The 20,955-nt window shown below is 33.0% G+C and carries 9 protein-coding genes; all 9 read left to right on the top strand.

Annotation, left to right across the window (positions count from 1 at the left end):
* The first annotated feature begins 118 nt into the window (after nucleotides 1-118).
* The 9 genes from I5776_RS19105 to I5776_RS19065 all read left to right on the top strand — a co-directional run bounded on the left by I5776_RS19105 (nucleotide 119) and on the right by I5776_RS19065 (nucleotide 20,953).
* Nucleotides 119-715, top strand: a complete 597-nt coding sequence (locus I5776_RS19105) for a BrxA family protein (RefSeq protein WP_202778096.1) — start codon at nucleotides 119-121, stop codon at nucleotides 713-715.
* A 2-nt stretch (nucleotides 716-717) separates the two neighbouring features.
* On the top strand, nucleotides 718-1,260 hold the full coding sequence (locus I5776_RS19100) for a DUF1788 domain-containing protein (RefSeq protein WP_246483846.1): 543 nt from the start codon (nucleotides 718-720) through the stop codon (nucleotides 1,258-1,260).
* A 12-nt stretch (nucleotides 1,261-1,272) separates the two neighbouring features.
* Nucleotides 1,273-4,851 (top strand): BREX system P-loop protein BrxC, encoded by a 3,579-nt coding sequence (gene brxC, locus I5776_RS19095; protein ID WP_202778095.1) that lies wholly within the window; start codon nucleotides 1,273-1,275, stop codon nucleotides 4,849-4,851.
* A 47-nt stretch (nucleotides 4,852-4,898) separates the two neighbouring features.
* Nucleotides 4,899-8,432, top strand: coding sequence for a BREX-1 system adenine-specific DNA-methyltransferase PglX (gene pglX, locus I5776_RS19090; protein ID WP_202778094.1), 3,534 nt, complete (start codon nucleotides 4,899-4,901; stop codon nucleotides 8,430-8,432).
* 50 nt (nucleotides 8,433-8,482) lie between these two features.
* Nucleotides 8,483-11,971 carry a BREX-1 system adenine-specific DNA-methyltransferase PglX gene (gene pglX / locus I5776_RS19085; protein WP_202778093.1) on the top strand — a complete coding sequence of 1,163 codons (3,489 nt, stop codon included), beginning with the start codon at nucleotides 8,483-8,485 and terminating at the stop codon, nucleotides 11,969-11,971.
* A 92-nt stretch (nucleotides 11,972-12,063) separates the two neighbouring features.
* On the top strand, nucleotides 12,064-14,574 hold the full coding sequence (gene pglZ, locus I5776_RS19080; protein WP_202778092.1) for a BREX-1 system phosphatase PglZ type A: 2,511 nt from the start codon (nucleotides 12,064-12,066) through the stop codon (nucleotides 14,572-14,574).
* Nucleotides 14,575-14,683: 109 nt separating this feature from the next.
* Complete coding sequence (locus tag I5776_RS19075; protein WP_425490392.1) at nucleotides 14,684-17,878, top strand: helicase-related protein; 3,195 nt, start codon at nucleotides 14,684-14,686, stop codon at nucleotides 17,876-17,878.
* 395 nt (nucleotides 17,879-18,273) lie between these two features.
* Nucleotides 18,274-20,223 carry a KAP family P-loop NTPase fold protein gene (locus I5776_RS19070; RefSeq protein WP_202778091.1) on the top strand — a complete coding sequence of 650 codons (1,950 nt, stop codon included), beginning with the start codon at nucleotides 18,274-18,276 and terminating at the stop codon, nucleotides 20,221-20,223.
* Between the two features lies 1 nt (nucleotide 20,224).
* The gene (locus I5776_RS19065) at nucleotides 20,225-20,953 is read left to right on the top strand and encodes a hypothetical protein (RefSeq protein WP_202778090.1); all 729 of its coding nucleotides are present in this window, start codon (nucleotides 20,225-20,227) and stop codon (nucleotides 20,951-20,953) included.
* Nucleotides 20,954-20,955 lie beyond the last annotated feature (2 nt).

The following is a 20,955-nucleotide window of genomic DNA, read 5'->3' as shown; positions in this document are numbered from 1 at the left end:
AAACAAGTTAAGAAGTGAGAACTTCCGCTTGATTTGATTATTAAATAATAAGGCGATTCATATAAAATGGAAATTATAGATACGATTTACCTAGTGATTTTGAAACGAGGGATTTTTAATGGAATATTCAGCTGGTTTTACGAGCGAAGGATGGTTCCGACAGGAAGTGGAATATGTTTTAGACCAACTTCACAAAGGTTTTAGCCGCAAAGAAATAAGAAGTAAAGTAATTGAGGATAATGTTTTCTTGTTAAGAAGTGAGTCGGCTATTAGTAAAAGATTTCAAATGGTTTATCGCAGAGCAAAGACATTATATCCAACATTATCTGAATACTATTTCAATGGCACTAATTCTGATCAAAAAGTACTATTATTATATAGCTTCCTTAAATGTTATCGATATGCTTACGAAAATTTTTATGAATTGATTGTTTATCGATATCAACATAAGAATGGAACTTTACAGGTTTCAGATATGAGCTTTTACATGGAAGAAAAGGAACAGCAATCAGAGAAAATCGCAAATTGGCATATAGCTACAAAAAAGAAAATCAATAGTACACTTCTATTATTTTACAGAGAAAGTGGTATGATTGAATTAGTAGAAGATGAGTATAAAGTCTCTCCTTTACATGTGAGTCAAGCTCTTAAACAGTATGCTGAAGAACAGGACGTTTTGTTAAAAGCATTAATAACATTAAAGGCAGGTGGTTAAGAGTGACCATATATAAACGATTAGAACAAATGGAAGAACGTATAAATGAAGAAGGGTTTACGACACCAAAAGGGATTGGCAGTGAAATTCCACATTTTGTTTTTGATTATCCAGCTGAAGATGAATTAACAGTACGTACATATGTTGAGGGATTATTAAGAAGAACTCCATTAAATATTAAAGAAATCAATCTTTTTGAATTTCTTATTAGTTTATTCGAAGAAGATCTAGAAGAACTAATCAATATTGCTGAAGAAGAAGGCTATGTGGAGCTTTCTCAAGCGATTCAAACTGTTTTAGAAGATCAAGATTTGTTGGTGAACGCATTCATTGAAAAAGCGGATAATACGGAATTGATTTTTATAACAGGTGTAGGAGCAGTACATCCATTTATTCGCTCCAGTCATCTACTTAAAAAATTATCTAACCATGCATTTAGAACACCGCTTATATTATTTTATCCGGGGTATTTTTCTGGAGTAGATTTACGCCTATTTAACAAATTCCGACATGAAGATGAATACCAAATTACAAGGATTTCATAAGGAGTATGAATAATGATTATTCAAGAGATTTTTGAGAAGAAAATTGATAGACCAATTAATGGTGTTGTACAAGCAGGTCAAATTGATGAAAAAACAATACAAACAGAATTAGAAGAATACGTTGTCACAGCAGAAATTTTAGATAGCTTAAAAGGGTTTTATAAAAATTATGAGAAAGCATATTCAAATCCAACCAAAAATGTTGGTGTGTGGATTTCTGGTTTCTTCGGTTCCGGTAAATCACATTTCCTTAAAATATTATCTTACTTATTGGATGGTAAGAAAGTAGGGGGAAAAACACCATTTGAATACTTTAAAGATAAAATTTCTGATACTGTACTTTTAGATGCAATGTCTCGGATAGAATCAAAACCTTCAGATGCATTGTTATTTAATGTAGGTTCTGAAGCTGGAGCAAGTGCAGCACGTGGAACGAAAGAGAGTATTATCGAAATTATCTTACGTATTTTTAATGAACATCTCGGATATTCCAATACGCTGTGGGTAGCAGATTTTGAACGACAATTAGCAAGTGACCAAAAATACGATGCTTTTTGTTCGGAAATTGAAGAATTGTATAACGAAAAATGGCAGGATTTTCGTACTAAATTCCGCTTGAGATATGCAAAAATTATTGCTGTACTTTGTGAAATTGGCTATGAACAAGAAACAGCGGATTTCCTAGTAAAATCAGCACAAAAAGAATTTTCTATTTCAGCCGTTCAGTTAGGGGAGCTTGTTGCACAATATTGTAAGTCAAAAGGACCTGATTATCGCTTAATTTTTTTAATTGATGAAGTGGGTCAATATATCGGTACAGATAATAACTTGATGCTTGATTTACAAAACGCGGTAGAAGAAATTGGTGCTGCTGCGATGGGACAAGCATGGATTGCGGTAACTTCTCAGGAAAAGATTAAAGACGTTTCTAATATGAATGCAGCTAATACAAAAGACTTTTCGAAAATTCAAGGAAGATTTGAAACGCGAATAAACTTATCTAGTTCAGATACAGACGAAGTTTTAAAACGCCGTTTATTAGAAAAGACAGAAACGGCTTCGAAAACATTAGAGTCCATTTTTGAACCGAATGAGCAATTAATTCGTAATCGTCTTTCTTTTGATAAAGATCGAACACAATATCGCTCAGGCTATCGTTCAACAAATGAGTTTGTCGAAACATATCCATTTGTACCTTATCAAGTGGATTTATTGCAAGCAGTATTAGAGAAAATTGGTATACATGGTGAAGGAAGTTCCTACGCTTCAAGAGGGGAACGTTCATTATTAAAAGCTTTCCAAGAAGCAGCGATATACAATGGCCATGAAGAGTTAGGTAATTTAGTAACGATGGCGGAGTTTTATCCAACTATTCGTCAACATTTAGAATCAGCTATCGTACAGACGATTTCGAGAGCTGAAAACCGTGCAAAAAACTCAGAAGGTCTTGTTGAATATGATGTTGATGTATTAAAAGTATTGTATTTGATTAAAGGAATAGACCACATTAAAGCAACACCCAATAATATTTCAACACTTTTATTAGAAAGTATTCAGTCTGAAAAAAATGAACTTGTAATTAAAGAATCGTTAAACCGTCTAGAGCAAACGATGTTTATTGAAAAGCACGCAGATGGAACATATTCATTTTTATCAGATGAAGAGCAAGAAATAAATAAAGAAATTCGTAATGTTGATGTTAATGCTATCAAGATTAAAGAAAGATTGGGCGATACATTTTTTGAGAAAATGTATCCAAATGCTAAATATAACTATCAAAAGGGAATGCTTTTTGATTACAATAAACGTTTTGATAATTATGCAAAAACAAATATGAAATATCCGTTAACAATGCAAGTCATTACGGGTGGGTTAACCCCTACAGAAGCTGCTTTACAGGCAGTAGAAGGGCAAATGGTTATTTATTTAAATGAGGAATTAATTGCCGAGGCAGAAGAAGCCATTCGTATTTCTGAACAGATCCGCCGTTATGTGAATTTAAAACGTAATCCAAGTACAACACAGGCGCAACATCGTATTTATGACGCGAAAATGGAGAGTATTGGTGACTACGAGGTAAAGGCAGAAGAATTATTAAAAAAAGCTTGTGAAGAAGCAACAATTTTCATTCAAATGCAGGAGCGTACATTCCGAGGCAGTTTTGAAAAGCAAGTATCAGACGCCTTCGATATGTTAATCCAAAACACGTACAAGTATTTAGAATACATTGATGAACCAATCCAAATGAAAACATTCAAAGAACAATGGAGAATCCTAGCTGAGAAAGGTATTTCAAATGATTTACTAGGCGAAATAGGTAATGTAAAAGCTTATAACGAGGTATTACACTATTTAGATGAACTCATTCGAATGCATCAAAAACCATCGTTAAAGGATGTTATTGATAAATATAATCAGGTTCCTTATGGCTGGAGTGACTACGATACAATCGGCATTGTCCTAGCTTTAATGCACTCCGGTAAAGTAAAGTTAATGATTGCAGATGAACACTTTACGCCAACAAGTTCAACTCAATTTTATGATAAACTTGCTCGAACAACAGAGCGAGATAAAATACGTGTGATTCCTGAGATTGAAGTAGATCCAAAAGTGCGTCGTGAATTCACTGGATTATACAAGGATTTATTCGGACGAATGGATATTGGAGATTCTTATCAAGAGTTCGCGAATGCTATTAAATCGGCATTACAGAAGTATTTTATCGAACCACTAGATGAGATGGATGAACGTCGAAAGAAAACACTATCTGCTGAGTTTACTTATCCTGAAGGAACAAAGATTAGTTCTTTAAAAATCGATATACTTCGATTAACACAAATTCGGGAACCAGAACAACTTGTTAAGGCATTTATTGATGCCGAGGATGATTTATACGATTGGCAAGAAGCGATTGAACAGTTAGTTGGTTTCTATTTAAAAGCACCAATTGAACGGTTTGATGAAGCAGTATCGTTTTTAAATCAAGTTCAAAATGATTTACGTTATACACAATCACAAAAGGTAAACCTGCTAAAGAAAAATATTACCGACATTTTAACCAAAGCATCACCATATAGTGAGATTCCGCAATTGCCTAGTTTAATTGAAAAACTTGATCAAGCAATTCAAGAAGAAGTAACAGAACAAAAACAAGGTCTTGCAAGTCAAATTACACAATTAGAGAAAAAGATAGATGATTTAAAAGATTATTATTCAAATAATGAAATCATTACGGAATTAATAATTGATAAAATGCAGAATTTCAAAATGTTGCAACAAGAAATTCTTAATAGTAATAGTCTAATCACGATTCAAATGAATTTGACGAAACTACGTACAGTAACAGAAACCATTCAAGAAGAAGCAAAACGTAAAGAAAAAGAATTAGTACAATTAAAACCGCCTACACCAGACACACCTGTTACGGTTGTACGTGAAAAAGGAACAAAAATTATTTCTTCAAGCGAATTAAAAAACATGATTTCACATACAAGCATCGAAACACAGTCTGACTTAGATGCTGTACTTGCAGAGTTACGAACACAGTTATTAAAAGAACTAAAAGAAAATACATTAAAAATTGAATTATAGGCATTGGAAGGGACTTTCCCTTCCTTTGTTGTAATGAGGTGGAAAAAGTGAACAAAACGGAATTGAAAAACTTTGCTATTCAATCACGTCGTCAATTAATCGATCAAGTAAAAACAAAGGCACTAATGTACGGTATTGATGAAAAGAATGAATTAGAAATTCAAGAACAATTTGGGCAATTAATGATTAATGATAAGCCATATCCCCTTTATATGAAACCAGCATTCAACTCATTAAAGAGTCAGCTTAAACAAAAAGGTTATAAGCAGTTAGTTGAAGAGGTTGCCTATACATGGTTTAACCGTATAATTGCAATCCGCTATATGGAAGTACACGATTATTTACCTGAAAAGGTAAATGTATTGTCAAGTAGTGTAGGACGGGTAGATCCTGATATTTTATTTGAATATGAAACAATGGATTTACCAGTAAAACAAGAAGAAATTCGTGAATTATTACATGTCGGAGATACAGAAAGCGCATATCGCAAGTTATTTATTGCACAATGTAATGCATTAAACAGTATTTTGCCATTCTTATTTGAACAAATTCAAGATTATACAGAGCTTTTACTACCAGACTTTTTACTAGATGCAGAATCAGTCATTAAGGTACTTGTTCAAAATGATGAATTAACGAATAGTTTTGAAGAAATTGAAGTGATTGGTTGGTTGTATCAATATTACATCGCGGAAGAAAAGAACCGAGTATTTGCGCAAAAAAGCAAATATAAAAAAGAGGAAATTCCTTTTGCAACACAGCTCTTTACACCGAAGTGGATCGTACAGTATATGGTACAGAACTCACTTGGACGCTACTGGACCGAATCGCATCGAGAAGATGAAGATTTAATCAGTAATTGGGAATATTTCATAAAGCATGAAGAAGAGGATTTTCACGAGAAAATTGCTCCATATGTGAATAAAGAGTTAAGAGTAGAGGATATTAAGCTACTTGATCCAGCAATGGGAAGTGGCCATATTTTAGTTTATGCGTTTGAAGTATTCCATCAGATTTATGAAAAGTGCGGGTATCCAGAACGTGATATTCCACGATTAATCATAGAAAACAATTTATATGGATTAGATATTGATGACCGCGCGTATCAATTGGCAGCATTTACAGTTGTAATGAAGGCATCTTCGTATTCTCGTCGTTTTTTGAGAAGTGTTGAACGAGAAGGTATTCAGTTGAATTTAGCATCCATACAAGAAACGAATTATATTCCGGACAGTGTGATTGCGTATGTTGCACAGGAAGAGAAGGGAGAGCGATTTAACCAAGTAAAGACTTTCTTTGAACAATATGAAAATGCCAAAACGTATGGTTCTTTAATTAATATTACAGAACGGGATATCACATTTATTCAAGAACGCTTAGAACATATTCAAAATAATCCTGTAGAAGATTTACTTTACGCAGAACAACATGAAATCACAAAAGAATTACTGCCATTATTAATTCAACAAACGAAAATTATACAAAATAAATATGATGTTGTTGTAATGAATCCTCCTTATATGGGATTCAGTTCAATGAATAATAATTTATATTATTTTGTGAAAGAAAATTATCCTAATTCAAAATCAGATCTTTATGCAGTTTTTCTGGAAAAAATATTTAGTATAGTCAAGGTTAATGGGTTTGCAGCACTTGTTACCCAACAATCATGGATGTTTCTTAGTAGGTACGAAAAACTTAGAAGAAAGTTACTTAATAAAAGCACTATTGATACTATGGTGCATATTGGTACTGGTGGATTTGAAGATATTGGTGGAGAAGTGGTACAGACTACATCATTTGTTTTGAAAAAACAAATGATTAAAGAATATGAAGGAGTGTATATTCGCTTAACTGATATTAAAGGAGTAGATTCTAAAATTTCTACTTTTAAGTCGAAATTAAACAGATATACTACTAATCAAGAACATTTTAATTTAATTACAGGGTCGCCGATAGCATATTGGAGTAACAAAAATATAAGAGAGATTTTTAAAAATATAAAACCATTAGAATCATATGCAGAAGCCTGCACAGGACTTCAAACATCTGACAATAACCGCTTTTTAAGATTTTGGCATGAAGTTAATTTTAATAAAATTGGATTCGGAATAAAAAATAACAATGAGTCTATAAGTTCATTAAAAAAATGGTTCCCTTACAATAAGGGGGGACAATTTAGAAAATGGTATGGTAACCAAGAATATATTATTAATTGGGAGAATGATGGAAGTGAAATTAGAGATTATAATAAATATTTAAATTCTACTAGAACTTCTAGTATAGGCATTGGTAGTGTGGAGTATTATTTTAGAGAATTTTTGACGTGGTCTAAAGTAAGTTCAGGTAAAATTTCAGTAAGATATTTTCCAGAAGGATTTATGTTTGATGTGGCAGGTTTATCCCTTTTTACAGACGAAAAAAATTTGAAATATATTTTAGGTTTTTTAAATAGTAGTGTATGTACGTATCTACTTACTATTTTGAATCCAACAATGAATTTTCAAGTGGGAAACATTTCTTCTCTACCGTTAATTGAAACAGACAATCAAATTATTGAAATTATAGGCAAAAAAGTAGATGAGAATATAACTTTTATGAAATCTGATTGGGATTCAAATGAAATTTCATTTAATTATTCTCGAAATGTTCTGTTAGAATTCAAAAATGGAAAAAATTTATTGAAAGATATTTATAAAGAATATTCTCAGGATAAGATTTCAAATGTCAAAAAGCTTTATGAAAATGAAGAGGAAATTAATAGGATATTTATTGAGATATATGGTTTACAGGAGGAACTTTCCCCTAAAGATGAAGAAAGTGTCTTAGGAATCCATGAAATTAATAGAAAAGAAGAATCACAAAATCTTTTATCATTCTTTATAGGTTGTTTAACCGGACGCTATTCATTAAATAGTAAAGGTCTCATATTTGCTGGTGGTAAATGGGATGATAGAGAGTATACTCTTTTTAAACCACATACCAATGGAGTTATTCACTTTACTGAATCACATTATTTCGAAAATGACGTTATTCTTCGTCTTCGTGATTTCTTAGCTGTTGCTTTTTCTTCAGATACTGTAGATGAAAATATTCAATGGCTAGCAGAAGCACTTGAAATGAAAAAAGGTGAGGATGCAGAGGCTCGTTTACGTCGATATTTCTTAGATGAGTTCTTTGTAGATCATTGTAAAATGTATCAAAAGCGTCCAATATACTGGCTAGTGGATTCTGGAAAACAAAAGGGATTACGTACACTGATTTATATGCACCGTTACCAACCGGACACAATGGCTACTATTCGTTTTGAACATTTACAAGAAATACAATCGAAGTATCAAAATGAAATTTCTGATTTAGAAAACCGATTAGTGAATCCCAACTTATCAGCAAGTGAGAAGAAAAAGCTAACAGTAGAAAAAGTTTCTTTTGAAAAGAAAATGGATGAGCTACGAGAGTTTGATAAACGTTTAGCCGAATTAGCCAACGAAGAGATTGAAATTGATCTAGACGATGGTGTCAAAGTGAACTATGAAATGTTTTACCGTGGTGGTAAAGGTGTATTAGCGAAAATTAAGTAATTGTTAGGGGAAGAAGAATAATCTTCTTCTCATTTTATGAGGTGGAAAAAGTGAACAAAACGGAATTGAAAAACTTTGCTATTCAATCACGTCGTCAATTAATCGATCAAGTAAAAACAAAGGCACTAATGTACGGTATTGATGAAAAGAATGAATTAGAAATTCAAGAACAATTTGGGCAATTAATGATTAATGATAAGCCATATCCCCTTTATATGAAACCAGCATTCAACTCATTAAAAAATCAGCTTAGACAAAAAGGTTATAAGCAGTTAGTGGAAGAGGTTGCCTACACATGGTTTAACCGCATTATTGCCATTCGTTATATGGAAGTACATGATTACTTACCTGAAAAGGTAAATGTATTATCAAGTAGTGTAGGACGCGTAGATCCTGATATTTTATTTGAATATGAAACAATGGATTTACCAGTAAAACAAGAAGAAATTCGTGAATTATTACATGCCGGAGATACAGAAAGCGCATATCGCAAGTTATTTATTGCACAATGTAATGCATTAAACAGTATTTTGCCATTCTTATTTGAACAAATTCAAGATTATACAGAGCTTTTACTACCAGACTTTTTACTAGATGCAGAATCAGTCATTAAGGTACTTGTTCAAAATGATGAATTAACGAATAGTTTTGAAGAAATTGAAGTGATTGGTTGGTTGTATCAATATTACATCGTGGAAGAAAAGAACCGAGTATTTGCGCAAAAAAGCAAATATAAAAAAGAGGAAATTCCTTTTGCAACACAACTCTTTACACCAAAGTGGATTGTCCAGTATATGGTACAGAACTCACTTGGACGCTACTGGACCGAAGGGCATCGAGAAGATGAAGATTTAATTAGTAATTGGGAATATTTCATTAAGCATGAGGATGAGGATTTCCATGAGAAAATTGCTCCATATGTGAATAAAGAGTTAAGAGTAGAGGATATTAAGCTGCTTGACCCTGCAATGGGAAGTGGACATATCTTAGTTTATGCGTTTGAAATATTCCATCAGATTTATGAAAAGTGTGGTTATCCAGAACGTGAAATCCCACGATTGATCATAGAAAACAATTTATATGGATTAGATATTGATGACCGCGCGTATCAATTGGCCACATTTGCAGTAGTAATGAAGGCCGCTTCGTATTCTCGTCGTTTCTTGCGAAGTATTGAAAGAGAAGGTATTCAATTGAATTTAGTATCGATTCAAGAAACGAATCATATTTCAGATAGCGTAATTACTTATATTGCTCAGGAAGAAGTGGGAGAGCGATATAACCAAGTAAAAGCTTTCTTTGACCAATATATTAATGCGAAAATATATGGTTCGTTAATCAATATTACAGAACGAGATATATCTTTTATTGAGGAACGGTTAGAATATATTCAAAATAACCCGGCAGAAGATTTATTTTTGGCAAGCCAGCATAGTATTTCAACAGAAGTATTGCCAGCTTTAGTTAGGCAAACGAAAATTATGTGGAATAAATATGATGTTGTTGTGATGAATCCACCATATATGGGTAATTCAGCAATGAATGATAATTTAAATAAGTATTTACAAGAAAACTATCCTAATACAAAAAGTGACATGAGTACAGCTATGATGGAAAAAATAGAGTATTTCTCTAAAAATAATGCTCTTATGGGCTTAATAAATATACCTTCATGGATGTTTTTGAGTAGCTATGAAATTTATAGGAAAAAGCTATTAGATAATTTAACTATATGCAGTCTATTGCATTTAGGAAGAGGTATATTTGGTTCGGATTTTGGGACGGTTGCAACAATACTTAGAAATTCGAAAATTAATAACTTTAAAGGCATATATATAAAGTTTATTGATAAGCAGGGTGAAGTAGATTCTATTTCAGAGAAAGAAAGGAAATTCTTTGATAAAAAAAGGGTTATTATAACCGAACAAGAGAAATTCTATCAAATTCCCGGTAATCCTATTGCATTTTGGGCTAGTGAAGTTGACTATAATAATTTTTTAAAAAATAAATCAATTAGAGAGATTGCTTTGATAAAAAAAGGGCTTGATACTGGTAAGAACGAAGCTGTACTTCGTAAATGGTTTGAAGTTAAATTTCATGATATTTCTTTTGATTCACAAAATAGAGAGGAATTTGATAAATCTGGAAAAGTCTATGCTCCTTTTAATAAAGGTGGAGAATTCAGAAAGTGGTATGGGAATATAGAAAATATATTAGCTTATAATGAAAAGAACCGATTATTAATGGAAAGCTTTAAAGGGCATAGACATCAAAATAAAGAATACTATTTTAAAGAGAGCTTAACTTGGTCTGCTATTAGTTCTAGTAAATTTGGTATTAGGTATGCAGAAAATGGAGGTATATTTGGGGCTGGTGGTGTTAATCTGTTTTCTGAAAAAGTGGATATTTTTGAATTGTTAGCTTATCTTTCTTCTAGGGTAGCAAAATATTATCTAGATATGTTAAATCCATCTTTGAATATCAATGTAAGTGATATAGAAAGATTACCTTATATTGAATCTAGCAATGTAAGACAATATGCAAAGGAGAATATTGAAATTGCTAGGAAAGATTGGAATAGTATAGAGACATCTTGGGGTTTTAAAAAGTTGGAGATAATTTCACCATTAAATACTAGCAAATTATTGGAAGATATTTACGAAAGAATTATCTGGCAAAAAGATACCCAGTATAAATTAATGTTAGATAATGAAAAGAAAATCAATGATATTTATTTAGAAAAGTTTAATTTACAAGGACTTGAAAATAATAGTGAAATAGAAATAACATTATTTGAAGTTTCGCAAATATTAGAATGCAAAAAAATCTTATCTTACTTTATCGGATGCCTATTAGGTCGCTATTCCTTAGATAAAGAAGGATTGGTATATGCAGGTGGCGAATGGGATAACAGTAAATATCAAACGTTCAAACCAATTAAAAAAGGCATTGTTCATTTTACCGAAAAAGCCTACTTTGAAAATGATATTATCCTCCGTTTACGTGAATTTCTTGCAGTTGCATTTTCACTAGATACAGTAGATGAGAATATGCAATGGTTAGCGGAAACACTTGAAATGAAAAAAGGCGAGGATGCGGAAATGCGTTTACGACGTTACTTCATGGATGAGTTCTTTATTGATCATTGTAAGATGTATCAAAAACGTCCAATTTATTGGTTAGTAGATTCGGGTAAACAAAAAGGGTTGCGTATACTAATTTATATGCATCGATACCAACCAGATACATTGGCAACGATTCGTTTCGAGCATTTGCAAGAAATTCAAGCTAAGTATCAAAATGAAATTACAGATTTAGAAAACCGATTAGTAAATCCAAACTTATCAGCAAGTGAGAAGAAAAAGCTAACAGCAGAAAAAACTTCTTTTGAAAAGAAAATGGATGAGTTACGAGAGTTCGATAAACGTTTAGCCGAATTAGCCAACGAAGAGATTGAAATTGATCTAGACGATGGTGTGAAAGTGAACTACGAAAAATTCTATCGTGGCGGTAAAGGTGTATTAGCGAAGATTAAATAAATAATCATAGCCTTCTTACTTTGGTAAGGAGGCTTGTTTCATATTAAGGTATAATTAAACTAATTAGTAAATATTCATAATGAGGTGACACAATGAATGTCATTGAACTGTTAAAAGAGCGAATAGAGGACGAACTATATAAAAAAAATAAGCCGCGCACGGTTATCTTTTGGTATGACGAGCAAGGAGAATATACTGTTTCTGATTTAGAAGAAGCATTAGCAGAGCAACCGATTCATATCCGCCAATTAACACTTAATAATTTCTTTACGCTTAAATTAGAAATCGAGTTAAAAAAGAAAAAGGATTCTTTTTTATTATATGCTGATTTTGCAAAACCAGCGATAGAAGAGAACTTTTTACTGGATATGGAGCTTTACGGTGCTGAATTTAAAGCGGATACGAATGCTTTACTTGCAGAGCAGTTGCAAGTAAGTGATGCTATTTTAAGACCTTTAATTAAGGAATATGGAGAGTTTTTTAAAAGTGCAGAGCGTAAAAATAAATTAAAGAAAGTCGTACCCCCTAATGCCACTGATCGTGAAATTGAGTATGCTATGTTAGCAGTTCTTACAGGCGCACCCATTGCAAATATGGAAGAGATTACTCGCCATTTATTGTTGCGTGGCTTACAAGAAGAAACAAATGAAGTATATAAAGCCATATCAAAACGGTTTAGCACGAATCGTATGTGGGAGCTAATTTCGGAATACTTTGGTTTGCATTCAAGTGATTTGACATTGCAGTATTTAATGGAACATGTACTGTATGCGCATTTCAAACGTCATGCACATTTTGAAGAACAGTCATTACAAAAGAAATATGAAACAACCCGCGGTAATGCATGTGCTTTATTTATTGATGACTGGCTACATAGAAAAGAAAGCGAAGTAGAAGTTTTAGAAACCTATATGAAGGAAATCGAACAAAGATTTTCGATTATTGATTTGTTACATGAACGTCCTGTCGAGCAATTTGCTGATATTTCAACTTTCCTAAGTATCGATTATTTATTGATAAATAGGCTAACTGAAGAACTTCTTCATCAAACATCCAATTTTGATGCTTGGACAGAAATTTTGAATAAGCGTTTAAAAATGCATTGGGCGAAACGAAATGAACGAATCCGAAGCTTGTTAAATGTAATGATCGATGCAGTGGATTTGACAAAGTATAAAATGTTCTTGAAGCAATATGATACTCGTGAGCCTTTATACGTCCAATATACAAGCGAACTATACTTAATTGATCAAGCATACAGACGCTTTATGATGGGGTTTTTGCAATTAGAAAATAAAGAAATGCTAGAAAAACTAGCTGAGCAATTAACAAATTGGTATGAAAATAAATACTTATTGAAAATTGCTCAAGAGACTAATTATCTATTAGAAGCTGCAGAAGTAGGAAAATTACCTAAACAGGCTAAGTTTTATAAAGAAGTTTTACAGCCGATTCTTGAGAAAGAATCAACACGCGTATTTGTGATAATTTCGGATGCAGTACGATACGAAGTAGGAGCAGAATTAGTATCTCGGTTAAATTTACGTTCGAATGGATTTGCTTCTATCAGTCCGTTAGTTGCGAATATGCCAACGTATACACAATTAGGTATGGCATCATTAATACCTCATAAACAATTAACAATTACTGAAAATGGGATAGTTTTGGCAGATGGTCAACCGACAAATGGACTGGCTAATCGTATAAAGATTTTACAAAATGCCCACCCAGAAGCTATTGCCTATCGTTTAACAGATCTATTAGATTGGTCAAGAGCGACAGCAGATGAAAATTTAAAAGGAAAGCGTCTTGTTTACTTATATCATGATGTAATCGATGCAGCAGGTGATTCTGCAAAATCCGAACGAGATACTTATATAGCTGCAGAACGAGCAATAAAAGAATTATCAATTGCTGTTGATCGATTATCTAAATTGCAGGCAAAACGAATTTTTATAACAGCAGATCACGGATTCCTTTATCAATATCCAAAAATTGAAAATGATGTAAAAGTAGCGAGTGTTAAAGGTGAGATTATTGATTCAAATCGTCGTTTTGCCGTTGGTCATCATCTACTAATAGATGATGGAGCTATTAATGTGCCAGATGATTTTTCTACATTAGAAGGTGTAGAAACAGTGATTGCTAAAGGCGTAAACCGATTTATTGGTGGTGGAGGGTTACAGTTTGTACACGGCGGTGCAACACCTCAAGAAGTAATAGTACCACTAATTGATTATCGTCGTACTTCACAATCGCTTCCTGTTGAAATCAGTGTAGCCATGCCAAAACGTGTAATCACAGGTTACCGTATCCAAGTGCCGATATATCAAGAACAAAGTATTTCACTGGAATTCAAGGCACGTACAATTCGGGCTGCATTTTACTTGAATGATGAGCGTATTTCAAATGAAATTGAATGGACATTTGATATGGTAGGGGAAAACCATGAACGTACGGAGCAACTTATATTTAACCTTGTAGAAAACTATTATCCAACAGGTCAAACTTGCGAACTGCGAATGGTAACAGTAGAAGATGAAAAAGTCACTCCTTATCGCGAGACAGAGTTTACGATTCATATGTATAATGCGCTTTACTAAAGAGAGGCTAGAGAGCTGTTTATTCCGTTCTCTAGCTTTTTTGTCTTATATTACTTCTAACAGTATTTGGGTAATTGCTATATAATTTAAATTAAGTTGATTGAACGTAATGATTGAAGGAGATGCTGAAATGTTAAAAGTAGGAGAGATTATTAAAGGCTCTTTCTGGCCGGAAATAGTTGAAATAAAGCATTTTGAAGAAATTGATGATGATTTATTTTTAGTTGAATCAATTGGGCGTAAAACAAATAAATATTATGAGCAGTATTTAGATAGGGCGCAACTAGCACAATTAGAAAACATTCAAGATGAGGAAAGTTCATTTAATTCTGAAAGACTGCAACACTATTTACAATACTATATTTTAAAGACAGAGGATAAATTTTCGAAGGCTCGTGCGCGAGGAAACAAAAAGATTATCCCCCTTCCACACCAAATTGAAGCAGTGTATAGTCGCATGTTGCAGTCACCTCAAGTACGATATTTATTAGCGGATGATCCGGGCGCAGGGAAAACGATAATGTCAGGTATGTTAATACGTGAGTTAATTGCAAGACAAGCAGCAGAACGAATTTTAATTTTAGTTCCTCCGCTAGTATTGAAACAATGGCAGGAAGAGCTAAAAGATAAGTTTGGAGAAGAGTTTACCATTGTAAATAGAAGTTTATTAAATAGCTCAAGTGAAGTAAATCCATTTGAATCACATGACAAAATAATTGCATCAATTTATTGGGCTTCACGGGAAGAAATTAAAGCGTATATTTTAAAAGCGCAGTTTGATTTAGTAATCGTCGATGAAGCTCATAAAATGGCTGCCTATACACATGGCGTTAAGAAACGTAAAGTGAATCGTACGAAAATTTACCAGCTTGGTGAGAGTTTACTTCGTCATACAGAGCATTGCTTATTACTAACGGCTACACCGCATAAAGGAGACAAAGAAAATTTCCGGCATTTAATGAGTTTGGTAGACCATGATATTTTTTCACGTTTAAATACAGGTGATTCTATATATGAAAAGAGTAATCCTTTTGTTATTCGTCGTTTAAAGGAGACAATGAAAAATTTTGATGGTACTCCGTTATTCCCGAAAAGAACGACAACGACAATTACATTTGATTTAAGTTATGGTGAACAAGAGCTTTATGAAGATGTAACTGCTTATGCACGCGAGCATTTTAATCGAGCAAAACAAAATAATAAACCAAACGTAGCCTTTGCAATGATGATTTTACAACGTCGACTCAGTTCGTCTTTAGATGCTATTTATTTATCCCTAAAACGACGGAAAGAAAAGTTAGAAGACTTATTAGCGTCTGAGTTAACGGCCAATAAATCAATTGAGCCATTTGAATACGATGAGCTTTCAATAGACGAACAGGAAGAAATTGAGACTTTAGTTGAAGGGGAAACGGATGTTATTGATATAGAGGAACTAAAGTTAGAAATAGAGATTCTAGATGGTTTAGTTCGTAAAGCAGAGATGCTCGTAAAACAAGATATTGAACGTAAATATTTAGAACTTGAAAACACATTATTCGGTCCGGATGGATTGCTTTCCAAAGGAGAAAAAATCCTTATCTTTACGGAATCCAAAGATACTTTATATTACCTTGAACAAAAGCTCCTGCAGCATGTCCCTGAAGTCACAAAAATCGTTGGAAACTTTTCGATGGATCAACGTCGTGAACAAGTGGAGCGATTCCGAAATGATGTCCAAATTATGCTTGCTACAGATGCTGGGGGAGAATCTATCAACCTTCAATTCTGTAATCAAATGATAAACTATGATATTCCGTGGAATCCAAATCGTTTAGAACAACGTATGGGACGTATACATCGTATTGGGCAAAAGAATGAAGTATTCGTCTTTAATCTTGTTGCGAAGAATACACGTGAAGGAGATGTATTGATTCGTCTACTTGATAAGATGGAACAAATGCGCACCGATTTAGGACAAGATCAAGTCTATGATTTTATTGGTGAAGTATTAGAAGAAAACAATATCGATTTATCTCACCTAATGGAGGAAGCGATTAGTGGTCGTGAAAATTTAGATGAGCTAATTGCACAAATGGAAAGAACATTATCTGAGGAGCATGAACGATTATTAGAATTAGCAAAACAAGAACGCTTAGATGATTCCAGTTTTGATTTACCGGGTGCAAGACGTGCATACCAAGAAATTTCAATTAACAGTATGCCTCCGCGAGTCTATGGTGAGTTTGTAGTAAAACAGTTTGAGGAAACACGAATTAAAGTAAATATCTCGAATGATGGTAATACAGTTCGAATTGATCGTTTCCCTAAAAATATTCGTGAACTAATTAAGAAGCGAAAATATACTTTAAGAACTGATGAATCATTACGGTTTACATTAAGACCAGATAAACAAACAGAAGAGTTATCAATATTACAAAATGACCATCCATTAAAAAAATTAGCAATGGAATTAGCGAGTCAAGAGTTACAACAAGTGGCTTTACCAATTTGTACAGTAAAAACACATGTTAGTGAACCATTAACATTAGAAATTAGCCGTATTAGTGTAGTTGATGGTACAGGACGAGAATTAGAACAAGAGTTAATGTTATTAGCTAAAAGGGAAACTGGGGAGTTCATTCAAGTAGATCCTTATTTTCTATTCCAAAAGCAATTTGAATTAATCAATACAGTAGGTACAGAAGATAAATCATTTAAAAAAGAATCGATTCTTCAAGCGAAAAAGATACTTCAATCTGTTCAAATGAAACGCGATGATTATTTAAACCGAAAGAGTACTTATTTGCGTCGTTCGTTTGATGAACAAATGCAAGCTCTACAGGAAAGAGTAACTAATTATCTAGTTGATAACTTAAATAATAAAAACAGCGCATTAATTAACCAAACCTATACTCAAATTGAAGATTTGGAGGAACGTAGTAAAGAGCGACTTGAAAATATTGAAAGGGAGAGAAGTATTCAGTTACAATCCATTAAGCCGATTACACAACTGCATGTACAACCAATTGAAAGTGCTGCGCGTGTGATTCCAAAAGATTTCATAGAAGTTGTAAAAGAGTATGAATATCAAAACGGTCGATTAAACATCCGTGTTAAGAATGCGTTTGGCTTAGTCGATTTCACAAGTGAAGAAGCAGAGGGTAATACACGTTTTATTTTATTAACACCGTCTATAGAATTACTTTCACAACAATTGGAATTAAATGATTATCAAGAATTAAATGGATCGGTATATGTTTATGTGATAAATCAAGATAATATCGTGGAAGAAGTGAAGATGGAACAAATCATTGGAATCTAGTTTGAGAGAAAGTTGTTTAATATAAAAACTCTTTTTTTCTCAAAATGAGGTATTAAATAATCGAAAATATTTGAATGAATCAATGCTTAGTAAATATTAATTTGATGAATTGTAGAGAAAGAAAGTAAATAATATTATCGAATTAATACTAGTAAATTGAAATTAGATTAAGAGTGCGAAAATTACCATTATCGCACTCTTTTTTAATAAATACTGTATTACACATAATGTTATATGACTTTTCTTTTGGAGTTAAAGAAAAGGGTTAAGATTACGAATAGGGGATAATAAGTAATAATTTTGAGTAAAAGTGACAAAAATTTATAATTTAAACCTTTATTGGTTAATTTTTGATAAGATTATATGGATAAATATAACAAAAGGGGTGTCGGAAAATGTGGGCAGATAATGAAACAGCAGTTGACTTTCTAGGCTTTAAGGTTCACTCTGATTTAATTAAATCTGTTGTGACAAATCCAAATCTACTACCTACTACGATAGGTTTGTTTGGAGATTGGGGTAGTGGAAAGACTAGCATTATGAAAATGCTTGAACATGATTTAGACCCTAATAGTTACACCGAACAAGCAGACAAAGAAAAATATGAAAAAATATTATGTATCTATTTCAATGGATGGTTATTTGAGGGTTATGACGATGCTAAGGCAGCAATTTTGACTTCTGTATTAAATCAAATTGCTGAGAAAAAAAAGCTGACCGTAAAAATGCGTGAAAAAGTAAGTGATCTAATACAATCAGTTAATTGGATGAGAATTGCAAAATTTAGTGTCAAAGAAGTTGGGTTACCTGCATTGGCTGCTTACTTAACTGGTGGTGCTAGCTTAATACCGACAGCAGTTTCAAAAGCTAAATCATTATTGCCCGGTCAAAGTGAAGATGAAAAAGGTGGATCAGAAGAAAAAAAAGAGTCCGAATTACCTCTAAATGAATTTATAAATGAGAGGCAACCTGACTCTATTCATATGGATGTTCGTACTTTTAGAGAACGATTTTCTGAGCTATTAGAAGAGTGTAATATTGATTCTTTAGTGGTATTAATTGACGATTTAGATAGATGTTCTCCTGAAAGAATTATTGATAATCTAGAAGCTATTAAACTATTTTTAAATGTTCCCAATACATCATTTGTCATTGGTGCAGATCCGCGAATAGTACGACACGCTATACAAGTTCGATATAATTCTGTTGAATTTGACAAAAAAGAAAATAATAGACTATCTTCTGACACATTAATTAATGATTATCTAGAGAAATTAATACAGGTTCCATACTATGTTCCTCGTTTGTCACCAGCTGAAGTTGAATCCTACATGACGTTATTATTCTGTAACAGAGACATCACGGAAGCAGAAATGTTTGATTCTGTATATACTCATTGCAATGAACAGAGACAGAAGAATAGATATGCTACATTTGGTTATTCTTCCGTAAACGAAGTGTTCACAAAGCAGGGTACAACAGTACCAGAAACTCTATCTAATAGTCTTGGTTTCTGTTCTTCGATTTCTCAATTAATTACTGAAGGTTTAAATGGTAATCCAAGACAAATTAAGAGATTCTTAAATGCTTATACACTTAGAAAACAACTGGCAGAGGTCGCATCTTTAGAAGAAATAAAAGACGATATATTGGTAAAGTTGATGGTATTAGAGTACTCACATCCAAGAGAGTTTAGACAATTATTTGAGTGGCAAGCAACACAAGAAGGATTGCCTGAACAAATAAAAGTATTAGAAGTAGCTTTAAGTCAAACTAACAGTAAATCAGAGGAAGTAGAAAAAGTAGATCCAAATTGGTCGACTTCATTTATGAGAAAATGGATATCAATGGAACCTTATCTTTCGGATATTGATTTACGGGATTATTTCTGGGTAGCACGTGATAAATTAGCTTCGACATTCAGTGGTCTATCCATGGTTTCTCCAATTGTAAGGATAGCACTAAAGGATCTTATATCAGATATATCTGCTAAGCAAAATCAAGCTATAGAGGCAGTAAAGGGATTTTCTGAGCAAGAACGAGCCTCGTTATTGGATATAATAGCAACAAATGCAGTCCGTAATCCTGATCAATCTGCGTTATACAAGGGTATAAGATTACTAGTTGAAAATGACATCGAGGGAAGTGTCTCAACTTATTGCAGAGTAATTAAAGAATGTAATCACGAATTAGCTCCAGCAAGTGAGGGTATTGCAATCTTAACATTGATGAATACAAAACCAGCATTAAAATCCGAACTGGAATCACTGATTACCATTCTAAAAGACAAGCCGGATACTCGTATAGGTAAAGCTATAATAGCGTCTGAAAGGAGGAAAAAATAAAATGGGTACTTCGACTGGATATGATGCTCCCACTACTCCCCAGTGGGGCGATTTAAAAAGTGATATTACAAGATTAGCTCGTGATGGTAAACCCACTTCAGAACAATCAAGAGAAATAATTAGAAAATATATTAATTCTAATGGTGGAAGTAGAAATATTAGTCAAGGAAAAGGTATTGTAAGCAGTAATTCCGCTCAAAGAACTGCCAGTAAATTGTCTAGATTCCTTTCCGATGTGAAGCAATACGGTTTTGAAGAAGCTGTACATCGATTACACATAAATTCATATAAAGGAATGGACGTATTAGAATTCACACTTACACTAACTGATTTTCTTAGCGAATCAGCAACATCATTAGATGATGCTGATTCGAGGAATGCTCTTTCTAGGTTGATGGAGGAATTATTTGATGATGCAACAAATGTCGAAGAATTGAACAGTATGCTGGAACAAAAAATAGATGAGTTTGAAATTGAGGGTATTCTAATGAAGTTTTTCAGTTACTATTTATATGAACAATTTTGCCGTGTTTTTTATGAAAGGCTGGTAACAAGGGTTGGAGATATAAAAGCAGAGTCTTTCCTTTCAGGTATCTTTGAGTATATTACCTCAGAAGTACAGCTAATGAATTCAGAAGAATCTCTAACTTTAACTGATTGGGGTTCAGCAGACCTTAATGGAATTTGTAGTGATATTTTACATAGGACATTAACAATTTATGGGGGATAATA

The organism is Heyndrickxia vini (assembly GCF_016772275.1).
Taxonomy (GTDB): Bacteria; Bacillota; Bacilli; order Bacillales; family Bacillaceae_C; genus Heyndrickxia; species Heyndrickxia vini.
Note: the sequence above shows the minus strand (reverse complement) of the source record. Positions and strands in the feature narration are given on the sequence as shown.

What these genes read in the sequence shown, in the direction of transcription:
- I5776_RS19105 (WP_202778096.1), top strand. Translation starts at nt 119, where the DNA reads ATGGAATATTCAGCTGGTTTTACGAGCGAAGGATGGTTCCGACAGGAA.
- brxC (WP_202778095.1), top strand. Translation starts at nt 1,273, where the DNA reads ATGATTATTCAAGAGATTTTTGAGAAGAAAATTGATAGACCAATTAAT.
- pglZ (WP_202778092.1), top strand. Translation starts at nt 12,064, where the DNA reads ATGAATGTCATTGAACTGTTAAAAGAGCGAATAGAGGACGAACTATAT.
- I5776_RS19075 (WP_425490392.1), top strand. Translation starts at nt 14,684, where the DNA reads ATGATTGAAGGAGATGCTGAAATGTTAAAAGTAGGAGAGATTATTAAA.
- I5776_RS19070 (WP_202778091.1), top strand. Translation starts at nt 18,274, where the DNA reads ATGTGGGCAGATAATGAAACAGCAGTTGACTTTCTAGGCTTTAAGGTT.
- I5776_RS19065 (WP_202778090.1), top strand. Translation starts at nt 20,225, where the DNA reads ATGGGTACTTCGACTGGATATGATGCTCCCACTACTCCCCAGTGGGGC.